Here is a 23,949-nt window from a genome sequence, read left to right as displayed (position 1 = left end):
GTGTAAAGAAAATGTACAAATCAAATAATACAAAAAAACCATTGAAATTGCTCTCAATGGTTTTTTGATAATATATTAAAAAATCTTATTGCTTCTCAATCAGGTCCAAAAACTGCTGTTCATCAAGAATACCAATAGTTCCAATATCCTGAGCTTTTTTCAGTTTGCTTCCGGCTTTCTCACCTACCACAAGATAGTTGAGGTTCTTAGATACGGCAGAAATATTTTTTCCGCCATGCTTTTCTACCATTTCTTCAGCAGCTTCTCTTGTGAATAGAGACAGTTTTCCGGTGAAAAGGAATGTTTTTCCTTCCAGAGCGTTGGATAGTACTTCATTCGTGCTTTCTCCCTTAACAAGCTGTACTCCATAAGACTTCAGACGTTCAATCATCAGTAGATTTTCAGAATTCTGGAAGAAGGCTTCAATGCTTACCGCGATCTTGGTTCCAATATCTTCTACCTGGCAAAGTTCTTCAACAGTGGCAGCCTTCAATTCCTCAATAGTAGGGAAGTTCTTGACTAATTTCTTGGCAACGGTCTCACCTACATGTTTGATTCCGATTCCGTACAATACTTTTTCAAAAGGGATCTCTTTTGATTTTTCGATTCCTGTGATGATGTTCTGTGCAGATTTCTCGGCCATTCTTTCCAGAGGAAGAAGCTGTTCTTTAGTTAAAGCGTACAGGTCGGCAGGGTTTTCAATTAATTTTTCTTTGTAAAGCTGCTCGATCGTTTCACCACCCAGATTTTCAATATTCAAAGCTTTTCTGGAAACATAGTGAATCATTCTTCCTACCACCTGAGGCGGACAGTGAAGTTCGTTCGGGCAGAAATGGATGGCCTGATCTTCAATTTTTACAAGTTCAGTACCACATTCAGGACAGTGTTTGATGTATTCTATCTCCTTGCTTTCTTCAGTTCTTTTCTCTGTATTGACACCAACGATCTTTGGAATGATCTCACCGCCTTTTTCTACGTACACGAAATCCTGCTCATGCAGATCAAGTTTTTTGATAATATCTTCGTTATGCAGAGAAGCTCTTTTTACAATTGTTCCGGCCAGGAGAACAGGTTTCAGATTGGCAACAGGAGTAATCGCTCCCGTTCTTCCTACCTGATAAGAAACACTTTGCAGTTCAGTTTCTACCTTTTCAGCTTTAAATTTATAGGCCATTGCCCAACGTGGGGATTTTGCCGTATAGCCAAGCTGTCTTTGCTGCTGTAAAGAATTCACTTTTAATACAATTCCATCAATCTCGAAAGGCAGATTATGACGTTCCGTATCCCAGAATGTGATAAATTCCTTTACCTCATCCAGTGTTTTGCATAGTTTGGCCTGCTGGGAAGTTTTGAAACCCCAACCTTGTGCCTTCTGAAGCAGTTCCCAGTGTGTTTCTGCAGGAATATCTTCAGCAATAAATTGATAAAGTACAGAAGAAAGGCCACGTTTTCTTACTTCGCCGCTATCCTGCATCTTTAAGCTTCCACTTGCTGTATTTCTAGGGTTCATAAACGGATCAAGACCTTCTTCTTCACGCAGTTTATTGATTTTGTCAAAATTCTTTCGGGTCAGATAAATTTCTCCACGCATGAAAAACGGTGATGGATAATCACCCTTTAATGTCAAAGGAATATCTGAAATCGTACGTACATTCGGGGTAATTTCATCTCCCTGGAAACCATCTCCACGGGTTACCGCCTGGGAAAGCTTTCCGTTTTCATAAAGAATAGAGATAGAAGCACCGTCGTATTTCAGTTCAGCGACAAATTCTACCGGTTCATCAATCGTTTTGATGATCCTTTTCTCCCAATCTTCCAGATCGTCAAAATCATAAGAATTATCCAGAGAATACATTCTGAATTTGTGTTGAATCGTAGGAAAAACCTTTGTGATGCCGCCTCCTACACGTACCGTAGGGGAGTTTTCATCATAAAATTCAGGGTGTTTAGCCTCCAGATCCTGAAGCTGCTCAAGGAGCATATCAAATTCATAATCAGTAATGGTAGGCGTATCCAGTAGGTAATAGTTTTCGTTATGCTGATGAAGCTCTTTGCGGAGCTGTTCTATTTTTTGTTGAATGTTTTCAGACATGGGTTGTATATCTTTTGAGCAAAAATAACTAAAGTAACGTGAATTTGGGATAAAAACCGGAGGTTTTTAGATAGGTTTGAAGCTGGAAGAAGGAAGCTGGGAGATATGAAGGTTATAAAGACTAGTTATTCTCTATGTTTTCATTATTTTTAAGAAGGTTTTATAGTACAATTAGTAATCATATCATTGAGGTTCTGCTAAATCTCATTTAAAAAATAACGGAATTAAATAGTACACGAAAATTAAAAATACGTAACACATCTCAACAAGCTGGTTGTGTACAGAATACAATGAGTGTTAAAAGTAATTTAACATAATGTTCCGATTTAATTAAAAAAATGTTAAAACTCCCTTAAATAGCCAGCTTTTAAAGTAAAAATACCTTTGCACATCTAATTTGAAGAAATGAGAAAAGTAAAGATTGTACTGGGATTATTGTTTTTAGGGCTTGGAACAATGGCTTATGCACAAACCACGCAGGCCTCTATTGTAGGGAAAGTAACCGGACCGGGAAGTACCGCTCAGGAAAAAGTGAAAGTAACCATCGTGAACGAATCTACGGGGTTCAGAACGGAAACGGAAACCAACTCAAAAGGGGAATATATCTTCAAAGAAATCCCTCTTGGCGGACCGTATACAGTCATTGTAAATGATGATAAGAAAGAAGGATACAATGTCAACTTTGGAGACCAGGTTACAGTAAACATGAATCTGGATGGAGAAAAGCACATTGAAGAAGTAAAGATTACCGGAAACCTTAAAAATAAGATCGGAAACCTTGGTGCTGCTACTGCCATCACGGCCAAAAACATCAGTATGCTTCCTGTAAACGGAAGAAACTTTGCCAATCTTACAGAACTGTCTCCCCTAAGTGGAAAGGGTGGAAACCTATCAGGGCAGCTTGGATCTTCAACGAATTTTACCATTGATGGGATGACGGCTAAAAATCCAACTTCAGCAGGAGCTACTACCAGCCGAAGTGGAGCTCCTTTCTCTATCTCCATTGAAGCAGTGCGTGAATTCAAAATTACCACCAACCAATATGATGTGACACTCGGAAGAAGTGGTGGTGGTACCGTAAGTGCCGTTACCAAATCCGGAACCAATAAATTTTCAGGAAGTGCCTGGGAATATCTGAGAACCAACTGGCTTTCCAGTCCATATGACATCAGAGGAAACAAAAGACAGAATGACTTCTCTACCTCTCAGTTCGGATTCTCTTTGGGTGGGCCGATCATTAAAAACAAATTACACTTTTTCGTTGCCTGGGATCACCAGTTGGATTCAAGACCATTATTGATTGCAGATATAAAATCGCCGGATGATGAGAAAAGACTGAATACCACTACCCAGACTCTTAATCAGTTTTTGGATATAGCTAGAGCAAAATATGGAGTAGGGAACAGCCCGCAATTCGGAAGCTTCGATAAAGTAAGAAACTCTGACGCGGCATTTTTACGTTTAGACTGGCAGATCAATGAGAAACACTTATTGACACTGAGAAATAACTTCACGTATGACCTTAATAAAAATGGGTTAGGAGATAATACCAGTATCAATTTCTTCGAATCGTACGGAAATGATAAGAATATAGATAACAGTTTATTGCTTACCCTGAGATCAAATCTGAAATCTAATTTAACCAACGAATTAAAAGCTCAGTACTTGTATACTTTTCAGGACAGTTATCAGAACAACCAGCTAGGAAAGCCGGTACCAAGAGCGATTGTTGAAAATGTGTTGTCCCCGGGAGTGGGTTCTACCAATATCCAGATCGGAGGTCACCGTTTCGCACAGGAAAGCTTTAGAAATAATGTATTCCAGATTGTAGATAATTTATATTATAATACGGATAAAGTAAAATATACCTTTGGTGCAGATCTGATGTATACCACTTCAAAATCTATATATGGAAGTGAAGTGAATGGAAGATTCTATTTTCAGGGGATGAACAACTTTGATGCGATGACTCCCAACAGATTTTACAGAGAAGTACCTTTGGTGGATGATACTTCTGTGAGATCCAATATCTGGAACCTTGGTCTTTATGGGCAGTTTCAGACGAAAATCGCCACAGGGCTGGATTTGATGGCTGGTATCCGACTGGATTATGGAGGTTATCCGAAAGCAGAATTCAACCAGAAGCTATATGATGAAATGGGAATCAGAACGGATAATAAAATCAAGTCGTTCGTGATCCAGCCGAGATTTCAGTTTGACTGGAATATCAATGAAGGAAATAAAGACTTCCTGAAATTTGGTGCCGGAATATTCTCTTCAGACATCAACAACTATATGATCATCAATAACCTGGTATTTGACGGAAAGCATCTGGCAACCGTAGATGTAACGGGGAAAGATGTTCCGTTCCCGGATTTCAACAGTTATAGGAACGACTACAATACGGTTCCTACACTTTCTCAATATCAGATTCCTACCATCAACTACACAGGGAAAGATGCAAAAATTCCGATCGTTTATAAGGCGAACATCTCTTATACCCATTTCTTTAACGAAAGATTCAGAGCCGGGATTGCAGGATATATGGCGTTGGGTAGAAACAACTATTATTACTATGACAGAAATATGGTGGCAAATCCTTTCTTTACTTTAGACAATGAAGGAGGCAGAGGAGTATTTGTTCCGGCAGAATCTTTAGCAGAAGGTAAGATAGATTGGAAAAAAGGAAGAATTAATGATAAGTTCGGTAGAGTGCTGGAGCTTGTAAGTGATGGTAAAGTCAATCAGTTTTCATGGGTAGTAGATACAAGCTACCGTTACTGGAAAGATGGTGAGATCACGGCAAGTTATACCTGGTCGGATATTAAGGACAATACTTCTTATAACGGAAACGTAGCCAACTCTGCAACATTGTCTACCATGATCCAGAGTGATCCGAGAGACCTGAGAATGACCTATTCAGACAACCAGTTCAGAAATAAAGTGGTCATCTATGGTAACTCGCCTACGATTGCAGGATTCACCCTTGGGGTAAGATACTCGGGAATCGGGGGAACCCGTTTCTCTATGACGGCAGGAGGAAATGTTAATGGGGACTTTGTAGACAGTAATGACCTGGCTTATATCTTCCCTAATATTGCTCAAACCATTCTGGATGATCCGCAAGTAGGACAGGCATTGAAAAATTACATAAGTGATTACAATGGCAAGATTGCAGAACGTAATGGTGGAAAAAACGAATTTTTCGGAGTTTGGGATGTTCGGGTAGCCAAGAAGATCAAGTTTGACAAAGTAGGGGCTTTTGAGCTTTCCATAGATATATTCAACGTAGCCAACCTTCTGAATAAAGAATGGGGAGTAAATAAATCTTACGGCAATACATCTCTATACAGGATTAATAAGTTCAATCCGGTCACAAGACAGTTTGAATATACGAAAAACATCAGCGGAAACGGATTGACTCCTCTCTCAGGAAATCCTTACCAGATCCAGATCGGAGCAAAGTATAGTTTTTAATCCATACCCATTTTTTACCACCACAAAAGAAAGAACTTATACCAACCGAAGTGTTCAGTGAAGGACTTTCTTTTGTGGTTTATATTTCTCAGTACGTCCGATAATAACTACCTTTATCAAAAGTTTCAGGACTTTGTTTTAATTTATCTCCATTATATTATGAAAAATTTTATCTTAGGTTTAGCAGTTTTAAGTACAGGTTTAATGAAAGCACAAACCCAGATCATAGCCCATAGAGGATATTTCCAGGCACAGCCGCCAACAACGGAAAACTCCATCAAATCTTTAGAAAACGCTCAGAAATTAAAAGTTTATGGGTCAGAATTTGATGTAAGAATGACAAAAGATGGTGTACTCGTTATCAATCATGATGAGCATCACGGTAAAATGGACATTTCCGAAACCTCTTTCAAAGAATTGGAAGCATTGAAATTATCCAACGGAGAAAAATTTCCTACTTTAAAAGAGTATTTGAAGCAAGGAAAGAAAGATCCGTCTGTAAAGTTGATCGTTGAAATAAAGCCGGCTAAAACTCCGGAAATAGAAAACGAGATCACTGAGAAAACCATCAAAATGATCAAAGAGATGAAGCTGGAGTCTCAGAGTGAGTTCATTTCTTTCAGTCTTAATATCTGTAAAGAGATCAAAAAACTGGCCCCTTCATTTAAAGTTCAGTACCTGAACGGAGAACTGTCGCCGGAACAGATCAAAAAAGAAGGATTAGACGGGATGGATTACCATTACAGTGTTTTCCAGAAAAATCCTACCTGGATTGCCGAAGCTAAAACATTAGGACTGATCACAAACTCATGGACGGTAAATGATACCGCTGTATACGATGAATTGAAAAAGCAGGGAATCGGGTTCGTAACCACCAATATTCCTGAACAATTGAAAAATAAATAATACGGTATTCCGATAGAGATTGCTCTCTCTCTTTATTTTCCAAATATTACAATCGGAAACCGCAATAATTCCCCTCCTCCGGAGGGGTGGCAAAAATTCAAAGAATTTTTGACGGGGTGGTCAGCTCACCCTTACAACACTCAAGATATTCACAGTCTGCCTTGTATAAAGGGCAGACTGTCATTTTTTACAGGAAAATCCCCGGTTTTAGCGGGTAATCAGGCCCGTAAATAAATTAATTAAAATTAAGTGTTTGATTATCAGTTGCATGTGTTTCGTTTTGTGGTATTATCTCAAGGGAAGACAATAAAGATACGTAAATAAAGCTGTAAAATGGCATTAAAAATACTTAATTCCCTAAGGTACTGCTAAGTAGGTGTTTGTCTAATGTTGTTAAGGAAAAATTAACATATTATTCAATAAACTTTTAAAAAACGTTATAATCGTGTTAAAATCCTACTCATAATGTCGTTTTAATTTTGCGCAAACAAAAAGGAAATGCGTAAAGAGACACAAAAGTTGTTGGTTTTGTCGCTGTTAGGATTAGTAAGCGTCAATCTCACGGCTCAGCAAAAAGCTAAAAAAGACACGATCAAAGGAATTGAAGAAGTGGTGGTCACCGCTTTGGGGATCAAAAGAGATGACAGATCTCTAGGATATTCTACACAGACTGTTAAATCTGAAGAACTCTTACGGACCCAGAACAATAACTGGGCGCAGGCTTTGGAAGGTAAAGTAGCCGGACTAAAGATTCAGACTGCAGGAGCCGGCCCTCTGGGAACGAGCCGTATTACCCTTCGTGGAGACATTTCGATGAATATTGGAAATAATGATGCGCTGATTGTGGTAGATGGCGTTCCTTTGAGTGGCAGAAAGACCGGAACCGGCACGAATGCTTATGGTGCCGGTTCAGGAGGAGATCTTCCGATAGATTACGGAGACAGTTTCAACAGCATCAATCCGGATGATATTGAATCGGTATCTATTCTGAAAGGACCTACTGCATCTGCTTTGTATGGATCAAGAGGATCAAGAGGAGCGATCATGATCACAACAAAATCCGGGAAGACCAAAAAAGGAAAAGTTCAGGTGACTTTAAATTCCTATACCAGTTTTGATAGCGTTCTGAAATGGCCGGATTATCAGTATGAATATGGCCAGGGAACCCAGCAGAGAGATAAAAACGGAAATTACTACTATTCTTACGGAGCGTCCGTAGATGGAGTGAATACAGGATCTACCAGCAGTGCTTTCGGGCCGAAGTTTGATGGACAGTATTATTTTCAGTATGATCCAACGATAGAAGGACAAAGTTTGGAGAGAAAGCTTTGGAGACCTTACACAAACAATATCAAAGATTTCTGGCAGGTAGGTTCCAACTATTCGAACAGTTTGTCTATAGAACATTCCAATGAAACTACTTCTTTCAGAACCTCGCTTTCTTACCTGAAAAACGAATGGATGATGCCGAATACAGGCTTCGACAGATTAAATGCCGCCCTGTCTTTGGATCACAAACTAAGCAGCAGGCTGAAGATCGGAACCAAAATCAACTTCAGCAATACCAAAAGTGACAACCTTCCTGCAACCGGGTACAACAATCAGTCGATCTCTTATTTCATGATTTTCCAGAATCCGAACGTAGATCTCAACTGGTATAGACCCATCTGGAGAAACGGATATGAGCAGATAGATCAGGTGCATCCTTTCAGTTCCTATATCGATAACCCTTACCTGATCGCTTACGAAAACCTGAATGGTACAAACAAAAAAGTAATCACCGGAAATATCAACATCAGCTATCAGCTGGCCAAGAACTTTGATATAGCCTATAAAACAGGTTTGGAATGGAGTAACGAATTTCGTTCCCAGAGAAGACCGTGGAGCTCTGCCAATTACCTGAAAGGATATTACAGAGAACAATACATCAGGTATTTGGACCTGAATAATGATGTTTTGCTTACCTATAAGAATAAATTCGGTGATGTGGGAGTCACCGCTTCTGCCGGAGGAAACATCAGGTATCATGAGTATACCATGAATGATTACAGGGCAATCGGGCTTAACCGGGCAGGTCTTTATCAGCTTTCTAATGCTGCTTCACAGGATTTCAGATTGGCAAGCCCTAATGACTATCAGGTGAATAGTGTTTATGCATTAGCCAATTTCAGCTATAAGGATATGATCTTCCTGGATGTGACCGCCCGAAATGACTGGAGCAGCACACTTCCAAGCCGCAACAGATCCTATTTTTATCCGTCAGTAGCTTCTTCATTTGTCTTATCAGACATCTTTAAACTGAAATCTGATAACCTGAATCTGTGGAAAATGAGACTTTCATGGTCACAGGTGGGTAATGATACGTATAACTATATGCTTGAAAAATACTATGAGAACAGTGTCTTCACAGGCTCAGTAGAAACTCCGCTGCTATACCCGAATCCTGGTCTGAAACCGGAGATTATCACCAATATAGAAGCCGGAATGGATTTCAATATTCTTAAAAACAGGTTGACGTTCAACTTCACAGCTTATCAGAACAATTCGAAAGATCAGTCGATTATTATTCCGGTATTGTACGAAACTGGTTACAACAGAAGGATCGTCAACTCCGGTGAGCTGAGAAACAGAGGGATTGAAATGACCTTAAATGCTTACCCGATAAAGACTAAAAACTTCTCATGGAACGTTAATGCGAACTGGTCTATGAACCGAAATAAGATTCTTTCTTTACCGGAAGAGTTTAACGGAGCTCCCTATATCATGGGAAGTATAGGTGGAGTAGTGTATTACAATGCTATGGTAGGTGGATCTTTGGGTGATATGTACGGATACGGACTGATGTATTCACCAGACGGAAAGGTGATCTATGGGGCTGATGGGATGACCGCAAAGCCTAATGAAATGAAAAAAATAGGAAATGCCTATCCGAAATGGAGAGCAGGTCTTCAGAATGAATTCAGATATAAAAATATTACCCTGAGTTTCTCATTCGATGGACAGTATAAAGGAACAGCCTATTCACAATCGCATCACAAAATGTCTGAACAGGGTAAACTTACCCATACGCTTGTGGGAAGAGATAATCCTGGCGGCCTTATCGTAGGAGATGGAGTAGTCCAGAATCCGGACGGAAGCTTTTCACCTAACACCAAAGGAATTCCTGTTTATACTTATTACGGGGATTATTACAGAAGAGCCAATGTGGAAACCAATTCATTTGATACCTCATTTATTAAGTTGAGAGACGCCAGAATCTCTTATTCTTTCCCAAAATCCATTCTTGAACCTTTAAAAGTGACCGATATTACTTTAGCTGTATTTGGAAGAAACCTGTGGATGTGGTCGAAGTTCCCATTATTTGATCCGGAAGTGGCGGCACTTGATAATGCAACCATTACACCGGGAGTGGAAATGGGACAGCTGCCACAGTCCAGAACAATCGGAATTCAGTTAAACGTTAAATTTTAAAAATCAGAAAAATGAAAAAACTAGTCTATATATGCTCATTTCTTGCCCTTGTAAGCAGTACCGTTTCGTGTGACAGAAGCCTTGACGAGATCAATAAAGATAAAAGCAGAATCAATGTGCCTGTTGCCAGTGCCTTGCTGGTTCCGGTACAGTATAATATGTCTGTAGTAGGCTACAACAGAGCCAATGACTTTACCTTTGATATTATGCAGGTTTCACTGGATTTTCCTAATGAAGGGAACTCACTGAGCCGTTATTATATCACAGAAAATACAGGATCAGGTTTCTGGAATAATTCCTACAGATGGCTGAAGCAGGTAGATGATCTGAAAAAAGCGGCAATCGCTGAAGGAGACAAAAACTACCAGGCAATTTCTATGGTACTGAATGCGTGGATCTATTCTAACCTTACCGATACCTACGGAGATATTCCTTTTTCCCAGGCATCACAATTGGATGAATCTATTATGCAGCCTAAATTCGATAGGCAGAAAGAGATTTATTTACGTCTGCTGGATGATCTTAAAACAGCTAATTCCCTTTTCATTACCAATAAAACACTTACCGGAGGAGATTTATTCTATAAGGCTGATACAGACCCTAATGGGATCACTAACTGGAAAAAATTCTGTAACTCACTTTCTTTAAGACTGCTAACGAGAATTTTAAGCAAAGAAGGAGAAGTGAACGTCAAAGAAAGAATTCAGGAAATTGTCAATAACCCAGCGTTATACCCTGTTTTTCAAACGAATGCAGATGCTGTAAAAGTTGATATTACAGGAGTTTCTCCACTGATGCCCCCTATTGCAAGACCTCAGGATTTTACAACAGGAAGAGCCGCTTCAGATTTCTTTGTGCAGACCCTGAAAGCCAATAATGATCCCCGTGTTCCTATGTTCTTTACACAGGCAAAAGATTTGAAAAATAATAACATCGGATATGTAGGAGCACCATCAGGCTATCCTTATGGAACCGTATTTACCTACCAGCCTTCAAATCTTAATCAAAACCTTGCGAAAGCACCATTGAAAATTTTTGTATATCCCTATGCCGAACTTCAGTTTACCCTGGCAGAGCTGGCATTTAAAGGAATTATCAACGGAAGTGCAAAAACGTATTATGAGAATGGAGTAAAAGCTTCTATTGAACAGTGGGGAGCAGTGGTGCCTGCCAATTACTTCGATAACCAGAATGTTGCCTACGAAGCAGATATGAAAAAAATTATGCTTCAGAAATACATTGCCCTGTTCTTTGTAGACCAACAGCAGTGGTTTGAAAAAAGAAGAACAGGTTTCCCTGAGCTTCCTAATAACGGTGGCTTTTTGAATGGGGGTAATCTTCCACAAAGACTGATGTATCCACCTAACCCTAAAGTTTTGAATACATTGAACTACCAGAATGCAGTACAGCAGATGGGCGGAGATGATATTAATGTGAAAATGTGGTGGAATAAATAAATCGTCAACAATTAAAAGAAAATAAAATGAATACCAGAATAAAATTAATCTTGCCATGTATGCTGATTTCAGCAATGGCGTTCTCCCAGTCTTCTGTTTCAGGATATGTATATGAAGACATTAATAAAAACCAGAAAAGAGAAAGCCGTGAAAAAGGAATCGAAGGAGTGGCGGTTTCCAATGGAGTTCAGGTGGTACTTACAGATAAGAACGGACGTTACAGCCTGCCTGTTCAGAATGATCAGACCATTTTTGTCATCAAGCCTTCAGGATACCAGACCGCTTTGAACAGCAATAACCTTCCTCAGTTTTATTACCATCACAAACCTCAAGGTTCTCCGGCAGATTTTAAATATAAAGGAGTAGCCCCAACAGGAGAGCTTCCCAAAGAACTGAATTTTCCACTTTACAGACAAAACGAAAATAAAAACTTTGACATCCTTGTTTTTGGAGATCCACAGCCTTACACAGAAAAAGAACTGGATTACTTCAAAAGAGGAATTGTGAATGAAGTGAAAAACACCAGGAAAAATGCGGTGTTGGGAATCAGTCTGGGAGATTTGGTAGGAGATAACCTGAATTTACAGAAACCTTATGCCGATGTGATGAAGGAAGTGGGATTGCCATGGTACAATGTGATGGGAAATCACGACATGAACTATGATGCAAAAGAAGATAAGCTTTCCGATGAAACCTTTGAATCGAATTTTGGTCCTGCAAACTATTCTTTCAATTATGGGAATGTACATTTTATCATTTTAGACGATATTCTGTATCCGGATCCGAGAGATGGGAAAGGCTATTGGGGCGGTTTCCGTGAAGATCAGTTGCAGTTTATTGAAAATGACCTGAAACTGGTAGATAAAAATAAACTGATCGTGGTTTCTTTTCATATTCCGTTGGAACACCAAAATGAAGACAGCTTCAGAAATGCTGACCGCCAGAAGTTATTCGACTTTTTAAATCCTTTTCAGAATGTATTGCTTTTATCAGCACATACCCATATCCAGCAACAGATTTTCTACGGTAAAAAAGCAGGCTGGAACGGGATAAAAGAATTGCATGAATATAATGTGGGAACTACCTGTGGAGATTGGTATTCAGGGACGGCCGATGAGGCAGGGCTTCCTACTTCTACCATGAGAGACGGGACAGCAAAAGGATATTCTTTCATCAGCTTTAATGATAACCAATATAAAGTAAAATATAAGACGGCTGGGAAACCCGAGGATTATCAGATCAAACTATACGTTCCGAAAGTGATTCCTTTCCCATCGAAAACCTCAGCAAAAATATTGGCCAACTTCTTCATGGGAAGTAAAAAAGACAAAGTAGAATACCGAATTGATAGCGGCAAATGGGAAGAAATGGAATATGACGAAACCATAGATCCGAACTTTGCCCTTTCCGTTTTCAAATGGGATGCTACAGAGAAAATTTTACCGGGAAGAAGACCTTCCAATCCTGAAATGTCAAAACATATCTGGGAAGCAGATTTTCCTAAAAAATTATCATTAGGAAAACACAAAGTGGAGGTGAAAGCCATTGATATGTATGGAAATGAGTTCTCTGCTTCAGAAGAATTTGAAGTGCAGAATGCAATCCAGATTCCTTAAACTTTTCATTTTTTACAATACTTTTTTTAGATTTTGAAGCCGGTTCTACAGAGACCGGCTTTTATTTTTTTTTGCTGAGGTTGAAAAATGACAAACCAACAAAGTCACAAAAGATTATTTTAAAACACTTTTTATTAAAAATTGAGAGGCAACATCTTATTTTAAAAACACTTTAGTACAACTAAGCCAGTTTATAATACTACTAGTAAGTTCACTTTAGATGAAAACCATAGATTTTCAAAAACTTTAGTGTACTTTATATGCGCAAAGTTTGTCCCTTAAAAATACTTAAGTGTTTAAAGATTTTTGTGCTTTTGGTGGTTAAAAAAATTGTAATCCCAACCATTAAAAAACTATTAAATCTATGTTTTCACCCTTTCGTCAAAATGTTCTTTCGTAACTTTGTACAAAGAAAAGTATTACTACTATGAATATAAACGGAAAAAATGCCATCGTAACAGGTGGTGGAAGAGGATTAGGGAAAGCCGTAGCATTAGCTTTGGCCAATGAAGGAGTAAACGTTGCCATTACAGGAAGAAATGAGGAAAACCTTAAAATGACGGTTGAAGAAATCAAAAAATTAGGGGTACACTCTACCTACGCGGTTTTTACTGTAGACAATGAAATTCAGGTAAAAGCAGGAATAGAATCTTTAGCAGAACAACTAGGTGGAATCGATATTTTGATCAATAACGCAGGAATCGGAGATTTCGGAACCATCGAAGAGATGCCTTCTGAAACATGGGAGCAGGTTATCAAAACCAATTTATTCGGAGTATACTATGCTGCTAAAGCCGCTTATCCATTTATGAAAGCTAAAGGCGAAGGAGATATTGTAAACGTAGCTTCTACAGCAGGACTGAAAGGCGGACCCAATATGTCAGCGTATGCAGCCTCAAAAGCAGCGGTTGTTTCCCTGTCTCAGTCGATGATGGCAGAATGGAGAAAGCAGAACATCCGTGTGATCACCTTGACTCCAAGTACCATTGCATCTGATATGAGCATCCAGGGTGGTCTTACAGACGGAAATCCTGATAAAGTACTTCAGCCTGAAGATTTCGCAGAATGGGTGAGAGATATTCTGAAAATGAACAGAAGAGCGTTAATTGCTAATGGCTCTATTTTCTCTACCAATCCATAAGAGATTTAAAGTTCAAGGTTTAAAGCTGTCAACAAAGAACTTTTCATCTATCTTGAACAATAAATTCAATAGAAGCGGGCTTTAGCCCGCTTTATTTATAATCGTTATTCCGATGGCTTTAGCCAAAACTTAAATATCAAATATATCCTTGATCTGCGTAATGAGCAGACTCATAGAAATATAAATCTAGTGATTGACTCCAAAATCATTTCACAAATATCAATACCTCAATATAAACGGGCTTTCGTTTATCAAAAAAAACACAAAATCTTCCGACTTTATCCAAAACTTATCCCTTGCATTTTTTTAACCGTAATAACATTAGTATTTTTGCAGCAAATTACTCACATGCAAAATTATTTAGAATTCAATTTCAAAATCTCTCCACTACAACCATGGAATGAGATATTAATGGCGGAACTTATCGAAATAGGTTTTGACAGCTTTACAGAAGAAATTGACGGAATTTTAGGATATATCCAGGCAGATTCATTCCATGAAGATCAGTTGAAGGCGCTTCCGATCTTTGAAAACGAAAATGTAAAGATTGAATATTCTTTCGAAGAAATGCCGAATATCAATTGGAATGAAGAGTGGGAAAAGAATTTCTCACCAATCAATATTGATGATAAAGTATTGATCAGGGCAGAATTCCATGAATCGGTACCGGGGATGCATGAAATTATCATTCAGCCAAAAATGTCTTTTGGAACGGGACATCACCCAACGACCCATTTGATGATCCAACAGATGATGGATATTGACTTTACGGGTAAAAAAGTGTTGGATATGGGCTGCGGAACCTCTGTATTGGCCATCTATGCAAAACAGCAGGGAGCCGGAGATACGAAGGCAATTGATATTGACGAATGGTCAGTAGAAAATTCAAAAGAAAATGCAGTAAGAAACAGTGTAGAACTTGATATTGAGCAAGGGACCGCTGAGAATCTGGGACAGGAAAATTTTGATATTATTTTAGCAAACATCAACAGAAATATTCTGATCTCGGATATTCCTACCTATGTTTCAGTATTGAATAATGGAGGAAAACTATTGCTTTCAGGACTTTGTTTCTTTGATGTAGATGATATTCTGGAAGTGTGTAAAGAAAGTGGTCTTGAACTGAAAAAGCAGCTGCAAAGAGAAGAATGGGTAAGCCTTTTGCTTGAGAAATAACCAAAAAGAAAACCACTAATATTAAATATGAAAACTTTATGGACGGCTTTGTTATTACTGACGCTGCAGTTATTGACAGCGCAGGAAAATGAAGCCTATGCAGATGGCGTTTTTGAGTTTGAACAAAATAAAACCCAGAAAATTTTTACAGATTGGACGAGAGTGAGAAAAGATCCGGCTGTCAATGCCCAGATTTTGGACTCATTACAGACCAATCAACAGGTAATGATTCTTCAAAAAGAGGAAAGTATGCCGGTTTTGAAATTAGGAGAAAGAAGTGCCAATTGGTATAAGATCTCTTATAAGAAAGGGGAGGCCAATGTAGAAGGATATATTTGGGGAGGCAATCTTTGTATTGGTTACCGTAATAAAAACGGGTATGATTTTCTTTTTGGGCTGTCAAAAACAGTGGAAAGGAAAAACAAAGAAGATGGTTTTATTGACAGGCAGAATATTGCAGGGATAAAAGTAATGGAGGGCAATACTCTTATTGATGAGGTGTATTTTAATACAGGAAGAGGAGAAGAGCTCAACAGCACTGCTTTCAATATTGAAAGTAATCATAAATTGCAGAATGTGGAGCTTACTCTGAATGCTGAGGTTTCCGGAGACGCTTGTGCTGTAGCTACTTATAATCAATATGTTCTTTTTAAGGATAAAAAACTGATTGCCCTTCCACAGCTTATGAATGTAAGCGATGCGGGGGTCTATCATCACAGTGAACAATATGTTTTTCCCAATGATAAAGGCGGAATTCCGAACGCATTTATCTTTAAGGTAGAAGATTATGAGACGGATGAGAAAGGACGGGAAACAAAAAAAGGCTCTTCCAAAACGTATCTTTGGAATGGAAGCTCCTATAAACTGAAATAACAATACGTATTCAGATATACATTAAAACCGCTATAGAAAATATAGCGGTTTTATTTTTTAGAAGTAAAAGAGTCTTTTACAGTTGAAAAAAATCGAATACATTTAGAGTCGTAAAAAAAATGAATCTCCATGGAGTTATTTGAAGATCTGCTTCCTATCTTATTTTCGGTTTTTGTAGGTGGAATAATAGGAATCGAAAGAGAGTATCAGCTGAAGTCAGCAGGGTTGAGAACGATGATTCTGGTGACGTTGGGGGCCTGTATATTTACGATGCTTTCGATAGGTTTGGGAGAACCGGGAAGTCCTGACCGTATTGCGGCCAATATCATTACCGGAATCGGGTTTGTGGGAGCAGGGGTTATTTTTAAAGAAGATAACAGGGTTTCCGGCCTCACAACAGCGGTTACAATATGGATCTGTGCTGCTCTGGGAATGACAATAGGAGCCGGGCATTACCAGGAGGCTGCCATAGGATCTGTGGTGGTATTTTTGCTGTTGATTATGTTTAAATATATTCAGGATATTATTGACAAGATCAGTGTCCGTTATATCTATCAGATTACACTTCCTTACGAGGAGGGTATTTTAGAGAAATATGAAGCTCTTTTCAGAGAACATGATTTAAAATCGATCAGAGGAAAGCAGATAAGAACCGGAGGAAACTATACGGTTATATGGCGGGTACAGGGAGCTGCAAAAAAGCATGAGATCTGTACAAGAGTTTTACTGAACGATACCTCTATTGAAGAGTTTAAATTTTAATTCATCGCATACAATATAGACAAACATATATCTATATTCGGTTTAGAGCTTATCTTTTAAACGTATAAAATCTTTCAGAATATAAAAAATAGGATTGGAATCAACCAATCCTACCCAAACATGATTAAGTGTATAGTTAAGCCATCAAAAATGGCTACAAGGAATTATAAAGTGCACAAAAAGATTTTTATTGACCCTTAATCAATGTTATCTTACCTAATTAAAACTAACTTTTTTAACGACCTCTCGGTCAAACTTACTGTAAAAGTACAGGGATTTGTTATCGATAGGTCCAAAACTTCTGCTGACTCAGCAAAATAGGCAGACGAAACAGCGTTTTTATAGGGTGAAGTGTAGAATTGTTATTTTATTTTCTAAACTTAATAGATATTCTAAACCTAACAGGTTTCAAAAAACTGTTAGGTTTATTGATGGAACCTCCAAATTAATGACAATTATAAAATAGAGGGTTCACAATATAATTTTCTGGACGCCTATGTAGCTATGTGGTTTAAATAACAAAAAACCTCACCATAAAAATGATGAGGTTCTTGTGAGCGCGAAAGGATTCGAACCTTTGACCGTCTGCTTAGAAGGCAGATGCTCTATCCAGCTGAGCTACGCACCCTTAAAATTTTGAAAAAAAGTCGGGGCGGCAGGATTCGAACCTGCGACCTCCTGGTCCCAAACCAGGCGCGATGACCGGACTACGCTACGCCCCGATGAGGTCATCTTAACGAATTTTACTTCGTATTACCATTGTAAAGTTACAATGTTTTGAAATAAAAAACCCACAAGAAAATGTGAGCGTTTTTAGTGAGCGCGAAAGGATTCGAACCTTTGACCGTCTGCTTAGAAGGCAGATGCTCTATCCAGCTGAGCTACGCACCCTTGAATTTTAATAGTCGGGGCGGCAGGATTCGAACCTGCGACCTCCTGGTCCCAAACCAGGCGCGATGACCGGACTACGCTACGCCCCGAAGTGGCCATCAATAACGATTTTTATTTCGTTTTTGCGGTTGCAAAGGTACAATACTTTTTGGAATAAAAAAATAAATTATAGGATAAATTTTAATTAATTTTTTGAACAAACTTTTTTATTAACTTTACTCAATTAATAACCATCGACTTATCTTATTTTGAAAATGAAATGATTTTTTCCAGTTATTTTCTTCCAACCTCCTTTTTCTGGTTTTCCAGAAGTTTTAGTCTCTTGATATTTTAAAAAAATTACACCCCTCATTAAAATGAAATATATACGTTTTTTTCTGATTGTACTGCTGTTTTCCTGTAATCAGAAAAAGGAAAATAATGACTTTATTGAAGATTTTGAAGTCCTGTTCTTAAAAAGCAAAAGCGTTGGGGATGATCTTGAAATGAAAATGAATATACCTGATACTACATTGAGCTACCGTTTTATTTATCTTGGCAAATTAACCGCTGATGGCAAAGATTATAAGCTTTTGCATAAGTCTGTTCTAAGTGGGGACAGTTCTCCACATCTGGAAAGTGCTTTGATCTTGTATGACAGTACTTTTAAAAAGGTAGGTGGCTATTATACCTCAGGCTTCAATATTTCAGTTTTGAAAGGAAACATCCTCTCTTTTTCAAGTATGGATAATAGCTGTAAACAATTTAAGAATGTCAATTTTTCAGCAGGAATACCTGAAGAAATATTTATACCGTGTAACAATAATCTGGGGGATATGATCAATTTTACCAGAGAAAAGTAATATTTTTATTTTAAAAATCAACTCAACCCGTTAAAGCCATGATAGAAGATGAGATCTATGATCTGAAATACGTATTGTCAGATTTTATGTACCCCAGGCTGAAAGCTTTTAAATCAAAAATTGATAACAATGAAGCGCCTACACTCCCGGCTTTCAACGATGACTTTCCGGATCAGAATATAACGGTAGAAGAAAGAAGCCGGTTTTGGAGTCAACAACTGGAAATAATGATATTCCCTTTTGAATATCACAGTTGTCCCGAAAATTTTGAAGCCCTTAGTGCAGAAGAAATTAAAGAGAAGGTTCAGAAAGGATTGGAGATTTTTGCAAAATACTTTAAAGATCTGTGGATATAATGTACTTTTCAAATAGAGGTTTGTAATTGCGGTTCTATATCAATAAAAGAATTCTGGAGAATGATAAAAAATATAATGATATTGCTGTTGTTTATAGTTTCCTGCAAAGAAACTGAAACATACAAGGACAACCGAAATGCTCTTGTTGCCCACGTCGATCAAAAAGATAATTTACTGATCTATTCCTATGATAACGATGAAGCGGAAGAATATGCGATAAAAGTAGAAGATTTAAAAACCGGTAAAGAGATTTTTTCTTCAAAAATTGAACAGAGTTGCTTTACAGAGCCCCGAATCCAAGATGAAAAACTCTATTTTCCGGACTCAAACCATAGTTTTACCTGTATAGACTATAAAAATAATAAGATACTTTGGAAATTAAAAACCAAAGGAAGAATAAGAGAATTCCAGTTGGTGAATGATGATATTATTATCGCCAGTGTAAATACCGATGGATTGGTGGCAATACACTCAAAAACGGGGAAGATAATCTATGAATTGCCGTTGCATTCTGACCATTGTACCGTAGACAGCGCACCCCGCCCAATAGGATTTGATGAAAACTGTTTTTATGTAGCAGATTTCAACTGTGCTCTGATGGCTGCCTACGAGATTTCTTCAGGAAAAAAAGTATGGAGCAGAGAAATGCCGCAGACAGGATTTTCAAATTTCATAGTTGCAGGGAAGTATATTTTTCTGGGACGTGAAAATAGTGATAAAGACGGCGAAATAATGCTTATGGAAAAAGACACAGGAACTGTCATATACTCCCACGCATCAGCAGCGGTTGACATCATGGTAACGCCTGTGCTATATCAGGACAAAATATATTACTATACCCGGAATTCTAAACTAAACGAATTTGATCTTACCAAAAGAGCCTCTAAAGTAATTGATAAAGGCAGTGTAACCGGCAATCAGATGTATAGACTGGGCGACTTTCTGTACATTCAGGATCTTGATTTTAACGTCAATAGAATCAATCTGCATACTTTTGAAAAGAAAACGGTAGCGAAGTCCCCTAAAGGCTTGTTAGGTGTGTATAAACTGAACAATGAGGTTAGATTTATTTATTAAGTAAGTATTGATCATCGGGAGATGCGTTGGTTTAAAAAAATAAATGAACAAGGTTTCTGATTTTCGCTGATAGCAATAAAATCCCGTAAAATATGAGGTTTTTATATTTCTCAAAACGACTAATTCCTATATTTGCCTCATGAAAAGATTAATGTTGATGTATTTGTTTTCCCCGGTACTGATGTTTGCACAGACCAGCGGAAAGGTGATCAAAATTTCAGATGGTGATACTATTACTTTACTTTTAAAAGGAAACCAACAAAAAAAGCTCAGGCTGGCCGAAGTCGATTGCCCTGAAAACGGACAGGCCTTCGGAAAAAATGCTAAACAGTTTACCTCTGCTCAGGTATTTGGTAAAACCGTAAAATTTGTAGAAACCACTACAGACCGTTATGGACGCTCCATTGCCAAAGTATATTATGATGATAATAAATACCTTTCCAAAGAGTTGATCAAAGCGGGAATGGGATGGTGGTATTTCTCTTATTCTAAAGATACCACTTTAGGAAAATTACAGGAAAAGGCACAGGTTAAGAAAATCGGTCTATGGCAGGATGTCAATGCTATGGCTCCCTGGGAATACAGAAAAATGAAGCGGGAAGCATCAAAAAATAAAAAGTCCGAAGCTTCTAAAAACGAAGTCAAAGCAAAAATAAAAGGAGTGATATAAATCGCTCCTTTATCTTTTTAATAAAATATAGAAATCTGAAAAAAGTTATTCTTTATGACTTGAATAACCTCCCTCTTTCTGCTTCCAGCTCTCAACTTTGATTAAACTGAAAAGCTCTTATCCCAAACTCAGGTTAACAACAGGGTTCTATCCACCTTTCTTTTTGATAAACAGATAAAAACTTAGAGCCAGAAATATAAGGATAGCAGCAATATTAGAATAATCCAATCTGTCAAAAGCGATATTTTCCATGATAAAATTATCAAGAGATTTGTATCCGCCGGTATAGATCAGGAAGTCTGAAAACTTTTTTTCATGAACAATGGTTGAGAAAAGCAGCAGGAAAACCCCGCCTCCGATAGGATAAATGAAATTTTTGAATACAAGGCTTAATGTCAGCTGCACCATGGCAATTGCAGAAAGAGTAATGAAAAGCTTCAGAAATATATAAAAGATAACCTCTCTGAAATCATAATTCTGGAAACCCAGATCAGGAAAAACAATACCTAAAAGATAACCGCTCAGCAAAAAGGCCAGATAGGAAAACAGCACCGAGAAAAAAACGGTGATCTGAATAAACAGAGCCTTTGAAAAGAAAATCTTGGTCTTTGAGACAGGAAGAGTAAACAGAATTTTGTAATTGTTATTCCGATATTCCACATCGCAGCACCCATGTACAAAAAGAGCGACGAGAATAGGAAAGAGCAGGTAAAAGAACATGAATACAGTTCTGCCTAATACCATTTTCCACGGGTTGGAAGTTCCGCTGCCAGGGTCGGTTCCTGAGCTGATAACATCGTAGGCTATATAAAGGTCAATGGCAAAAATAATAAGAACAGGCAGCAGCAGTATTCCGAAAATTTCTTTGTTTTTGGAAAGTTTGTATTGCTCTGATGAAAATGCCTTGGCGAAAGTATTGGTATTAGTCATGGTTCTTAGAAATTAAATTAATAAAGATCTGTTCAAGATTGGTACTTTGATATTCCGTATCATAGATTTCAATTCCGTTTTGAATAAGACTTTTCAGAAGGGTGTTGAAACTTTTATCATCACTGATCTTTAACGAGATTTTATTGGAAGTATCCAGCGTGGCAGAAAAAGATTCCTGCAATACAGATAAGGCTTTATCTGGCTGGTCCACTTTCAACGTTACCTGTCTTTCAACCTGATTAAGCAGTTCATTTTTTGTTCCCTGAAAGATCATTTCACCTCCTTCAATGATTCCGATATGAGTTGCCGTTTTTTCAAGCTCGCTCAAAATATGACTCGAAAGAAAAATGGTTTTTCCCTGTTCGTTCAGGTATTGGAAAAGCTTTCTCATTTCAAAAATACCCTGTGGGTCAAGGCCGTTGAGAGGTTCATCCAGGATCAGAAGCTTAGGATCATTAAAAATGGCCATCGCAATTCCCAGCCGCTGCTTCATTCCCATAGACAGAGCACTCGCTTTTTTCTTTTTCTCTTTGTGCAGATCTACCAGTTCCAGCACCTCATCGATCCTTTTTGACCCTTTTCCGTAGATAATATCCAGATATTTCAGGTTTTCGGAAACGGTCAGTTTAGTATAGAAACATGGGGATTCAATCAGATTTCCGGTGCTGGCAAGGATTTCTGTGCGGTGTTGTTTTAAACTTTTATTCTGAAAGAAAATATTGTCACGGTCTGATTCCAAAAGTCCCAAAAGCAGTTTGATCGTGGTTGATTTTCCGGCACCGTTTCTTCCCAGATAGCCATAAATGCTGCCTTCAGGAATATTGAGGCTGATGTTATTCAGAATGGTTTTAGAACCTATTTTATAACTGAGATCTCTGGTGGTAATGCTTTCCATTATTTTTTGATAGGTGTTAAAGAAGTATTGATGTCTATGTAGAAAATTCCGTCAAAAAAACGGCTCCAGACTTTTTTCTGGTCTATTCTCTGATTAATGGTAGAAGTGAATTCCTTTTTTAAGATAGAAGTATTGGGTACTGCTCTCAGATCGATAAAGAAATAAGGTGTTTTCATCGCATGAAATGTATTTTCAATAGCCAGTTTTCCGGGTTTATTGATGAGGCTTCCGTTACGATCATTTAATAAAGCATACGATGAGAAGTCGATCATATAAGAGGCTTTTCCATACTTAGTTTTGATATAAGCTCCCATAGGGCGGTAATCTTTGCTTTCCTGGGCTGCAAAAGAATGAATGTTGGAACACCATACTATGATTTTCTGATCCTGGTAAACAGAATCGATCTGGTGGATAAGATTCTGAGCCATCAGGGAATCTCTGAACTGCATGCTGGGGATTGTTCCGGATCTGTATTCTGTGATTTTGTAGAAGTAATTTCTCATATCATGTAAATACCTTGCGTAGATTCTGTTTTCCGAGGTTTTTTCAAGTTTCAGAACCATCTGTTCAAGTTGACTGATCTCACTCAGAAGCAACTTTTTTTGATCCCCTGCCAGAATTCTTTTGGTAGCCCCTTCATAAATAAATGCATTAAGCTGATTGACATATTTGCTGAAGGTTTTAAACTGCTTGATATCAATCTTATTTTTGTTTAAAAACTCCTTTAATAGATTATTCCGCCTGCTATAGAGTTCGTCACCGGAAAACTGTATATCAAATCCGCCAAGCTCTATGGGATGCTTTGAAGCTTTGGTTTTCTGATAATAATTGATCAGGGGCCGGGTTTCTTTATTGTTCCACCAGAAATCAAACAGTCCGAGACCGCCTATAGAATCTGAAGGAACTTTCAACGAATGATTTTTCATTTCCTCATTCATGATCCAGGTATCATATTGCCCGGTTTCATACAGTACAACATTGTATCCCAGGTTTTCATGGAGGTATCTGATCATTCTTGCTTTAGCCTGCATGGTAGCACCGTCATAATGAGTACTCTCTCCAAGAACCAAAATCCTGTTGTCTTTCAGTGCAGAGTCCAGAACCTTTAGATCACTGTTGTCAGTATCATTCATAGAAATACTTTTGATAGGATGCTTATACCGCCGTACATCCTGCAGGAGTTCCTGCTTTTCTTTCTCAGAGGTTTCTTTAAAAACAATTTTATTCAGGGCTAAAACTGCCATCATAGAAATGATAAAAATGGATAATATTTTCTTCATTCAATCAGAATTGTAAGGTTATTAAATGTATCATTTA

At 38.1% G+C, this 23,949-nt stretch carries 17 protein-coding genes and 4 tRNA genes; 13 read left to right on the top strand and 8 right to left on the bottom strand.

Features of this window, described 5'->3' with window-relative positions; all coding sequences use genetic code 11:
- Positions 1-85: 85 nt before the first annotated feature.
- Positions 86-2,092 (bottom strand): NAD-dependent DNA ligase LigA, encoded by a 2,007-nt coding sequence (gene ligA / locus AC106K_RS04850; RefSeq protein WP_482443524.1) that lies wholly within the window; start codon positions 2,090-2,092, stop codon positions 86-88.
- Positions 2,093-2,497: 405 nt separating this feature from the next.
- Between ligA and AC106K_RS04845 the strand changes: the two genes are divergently transcribed.
- The 9 genes from AC106K_RS04845 (at position 2,498) to AC106K_RS04805 (ending at position 16,971) form a co-directional block, all read left to right on the top strand.
- Positions 2,498-5,569: a TonB-dependent receptor gene (locus AC106K_RS04845; protein WP_482443523.1), complete on the top strand. Its 3,072-nt coding sequence runs from the start codon at positions 2,498-2,500 to the stop codon at positions 5,567-5,569.
- Positions 5,570-5,728: 159 nt separating this feature from the next.
- The gene (locus AC106K_RS04840) at positions 5,729-6,475 is read left to right on the top strand and encodes a glycerophosphodiester phosphodiesterase family protein (protein WP_482443522.1); all 747 of its coding nucleotides are present in this window, start codon (positions 5,729-5,731) and stop codon (positions 6,473-6,475) included.
- A 498-nt stretch (positions 6,476-6,973) separates the two neighbouring features.
- The gene (locus tag AC106K_RS04835) at positions 6,974-9,946 is read left to right on the top strand and encodes a SusC/RagA family TonB-linked outer membrane protein (protein ID WP_482443521.1); all 2,973 of its coding nucleotides are present in this window, start codon (positions 6,974-6,976) and stop codon (positions 9,944-9,946) included.
- Between the two features lie 11 nt (positions 9,947-9,957).
- Entirely contained in the window at positions 9,958-11,403 is a 1,446-nt protein-coding gene (locus AC106K_RS04830) for a SusD/RagB family nutrient-binding outer membrane lipoprotein (protein ID WP_482443520.1), read from the top strand.
- A 26-nt stretch (positions 11,404-11,429) separates the two neighbouring features.
- A complete protein-coding gene (locus tag AC106K_RS04825) occupies positions 11,430-13,019 on the top strand; it encodes a calcineurin-like phosphoesterase C-terminal domain-containing protein (RefSeq protein ID WP_482443519.1) in 1,590 nt (529 codons plus the stop codon).
- A gap of 427 nt (positions 13,020-13,446) precedes the next feature.
- The gene (locus tag AC106K_RS04820) at positions 13,447-14,160 is read left to right on the top strand and encodes a 3-ketoacyl-ACP reductase (protein WP_185290757.1); all 714 of its coding nucleotides are present in this window, start codon (positions 13,447-13,449) and stop codon (positions 14,158-14,160) included.
- A 348-nt stretch (positions 14,161-14,508) separates the two neighbouring features.
- Positions 14,509-15,336 carry a 50S ribosomal protein L11 methyltransferase gene (gene prmA, locus AC106K_RS04815; RefSeq protein ID WP_482443518.1) on the top strand — a complete coding sequence of 276 codons (828 nt, stop codon included), beginning with the start codon at positions 14,509-14,511 and terminating at the stop codon, positions 15,334-15,336.
- A 27-nt stretch (positions 15,337-15,363) separates the two neighbouring features.
- Positions 15,364-16,209 carry an SH3 domain-containing protein gene (locus tag AC106K_RS04810; RefSeq protein ID WP_482443517.1) on the top strand — a complete coding sequence of 282 codons (846 nt, stop codon included), beginning with the start codon at positions 15,364-15,366 and terminating at the stop codon, positions 16,207-16,209.
- A 129-nt stretch (positions 16,210-16,338) separates the two neighbouring features.
- Positions 16,339-16,971: an MgtC/SapB family protein gene (locus AC106K_RS04805; RefSeq protein ID WP_482443516.1), complete on the top strand. Its 633-nt coding sequence runs from the start codon at positions 16,339-16,341 to the stop codon at positions 16,969-16,971.
- A 554-nt stretch (positions 16,972-17,525) separates the two neighbouring features.
- Here AC106K_RS04805 and AC106K_RS04800 read toward each other — a convergent pair.
- From AC106K_RS04800 to AC106K_RS04785, 4 genes are all read right to left on the bottom strand, one after another.
- A tRNA-Arg gene (locus AC106K_RS04800) sits at positions 17,526-17,599 on the bottom strand.
- Between the two features lie 19 nt (positions 17,600-17,618).
- Positions 17,619-17,693, bottom strand: a tRNA-Pro gene (locus AC106K_RS04795).
- Positions 17,694-17,788: 95 nt separating this feature from the next.
- Positions 17,789-17,862: transfer RNA gene (locus AC106K_RS04790), tRNA-Arg, on the bottom strand.
- 14 nt (positions 17,863-17,876) lie between these two features.
- Positions 17,877-17,951: transfer RNA gene (locus tag AC106K_RS04785), tRNA-Pro, on the bottom strand.
- A gap of 267 nt (positions 17,952-18,218) precedes the next feature.
- Between AC106K_RS04785 and AC106K_RS04780 the strand changes: the two genes are divergently transcribed.
- The 4 genes from AC106K_RS04780 (at position 18,219) to AC106K_RS04765 (ending at position 20,807) form a co-directional block, all read left to right on the top strand.
- Positions 18,219-18,704, top strand: coding sequence for a hypothetical protein (locus tag AC106K_RS04780; protein ID WP_482443515.1), 486 nt, complete (start codon positions 18,219-18,221; stop codon positions 18,702-18,704).
- Positions 18,705-18,742: 38 nt separating this feature from the next.
- A complete protein-coding gene (locus AC106K_RS04775; protein WP_482443514.1) occupies positions 18,743-19,060 on the top strand; it encodes a hypothetical protein in 318 nt (105 codons plus the stop codon).
- 60 nt (positions 19,061-19,120) lie between these two features.
- Entirely contained in the window at positions 19,121-20,137 is a 1,017-nt protein-coding gene (locus tag AC106K_RS04770) for an outer membrane protein assembly factor BamB family protein (protein ID WP_482443513.1), read from the top strand.
- Between the two features lie 139 nt (positions 20,138-20,276).
- Positions 20,277-20,807, top strand: a complete 531-nt coding sequence (locus tag AC106K_RS04765) for a thermonuclease family protein (RefSeq protein ID WP_482443512.1) — start codon at positions 20,277-20,279, stop codon at positions 20,805-20,807.
- Between the two features lie 147 nt (positions 20,808-20,954).
- On the opposite strand, the gene AC106K_RS04760 is transcribed toward AC106K_RS04765, so the two are convergent.
- From AC106K_RS04760 to AC106K_RS04750, 3 genes are read right to left on the bottom strand one after another with little or no spacing between them, the layout of a single operon-like run.
- The gene (locus AC106K_RS04760; protein ID WP_482443511.1) at positions 20,955-21,737 is read right to left on the bottom strand and encodes an ABC transporter permease; all 783 of its coding nucleotides are present in this window, start codon (positions 21,735-21,737) and stop codon (positions 20,955-20,957) included.
- The gene (locus AC106K_RS04755) at positions 21,730-22,632 is read right to left on the bottom strand and encodes an ABC transporter ATP-binding protein (protein WP_482443510.1); all 903 of its coding nucleotides are present in this window, start codon (positions 22,630-22,632) and stop codon (positions 21,730-21,732) included. The genes AC106K_RS04760 and AC106K_RS04755 overlap by 8 nt, the downstream gene beginning before the upstream one ends.
- Complete coding sequence (locus AC106K_RS04750) at positions 22,632-23,912, bottom strand: erythromycin esterase family protein (protein WP_482443509.1); 1,281 nt, start codon at positions 23,910-23,912, stop codon at positions 22,632-22,634. The genes AC106K_RS04755 and AC106K_RS04750 overlap by 1 nt, the downstream gene beginning before the upstream one ends.
- Between the last annotated feature and the right edge of the window lie 37 nt (positions 23,913-23,949).

Source organism: Chryseobacterium sp. FR048, from assembly GCF_056844665.1.
This window is presented reverse-complemented; position numbering and strand designations above follow the sequence as displayed.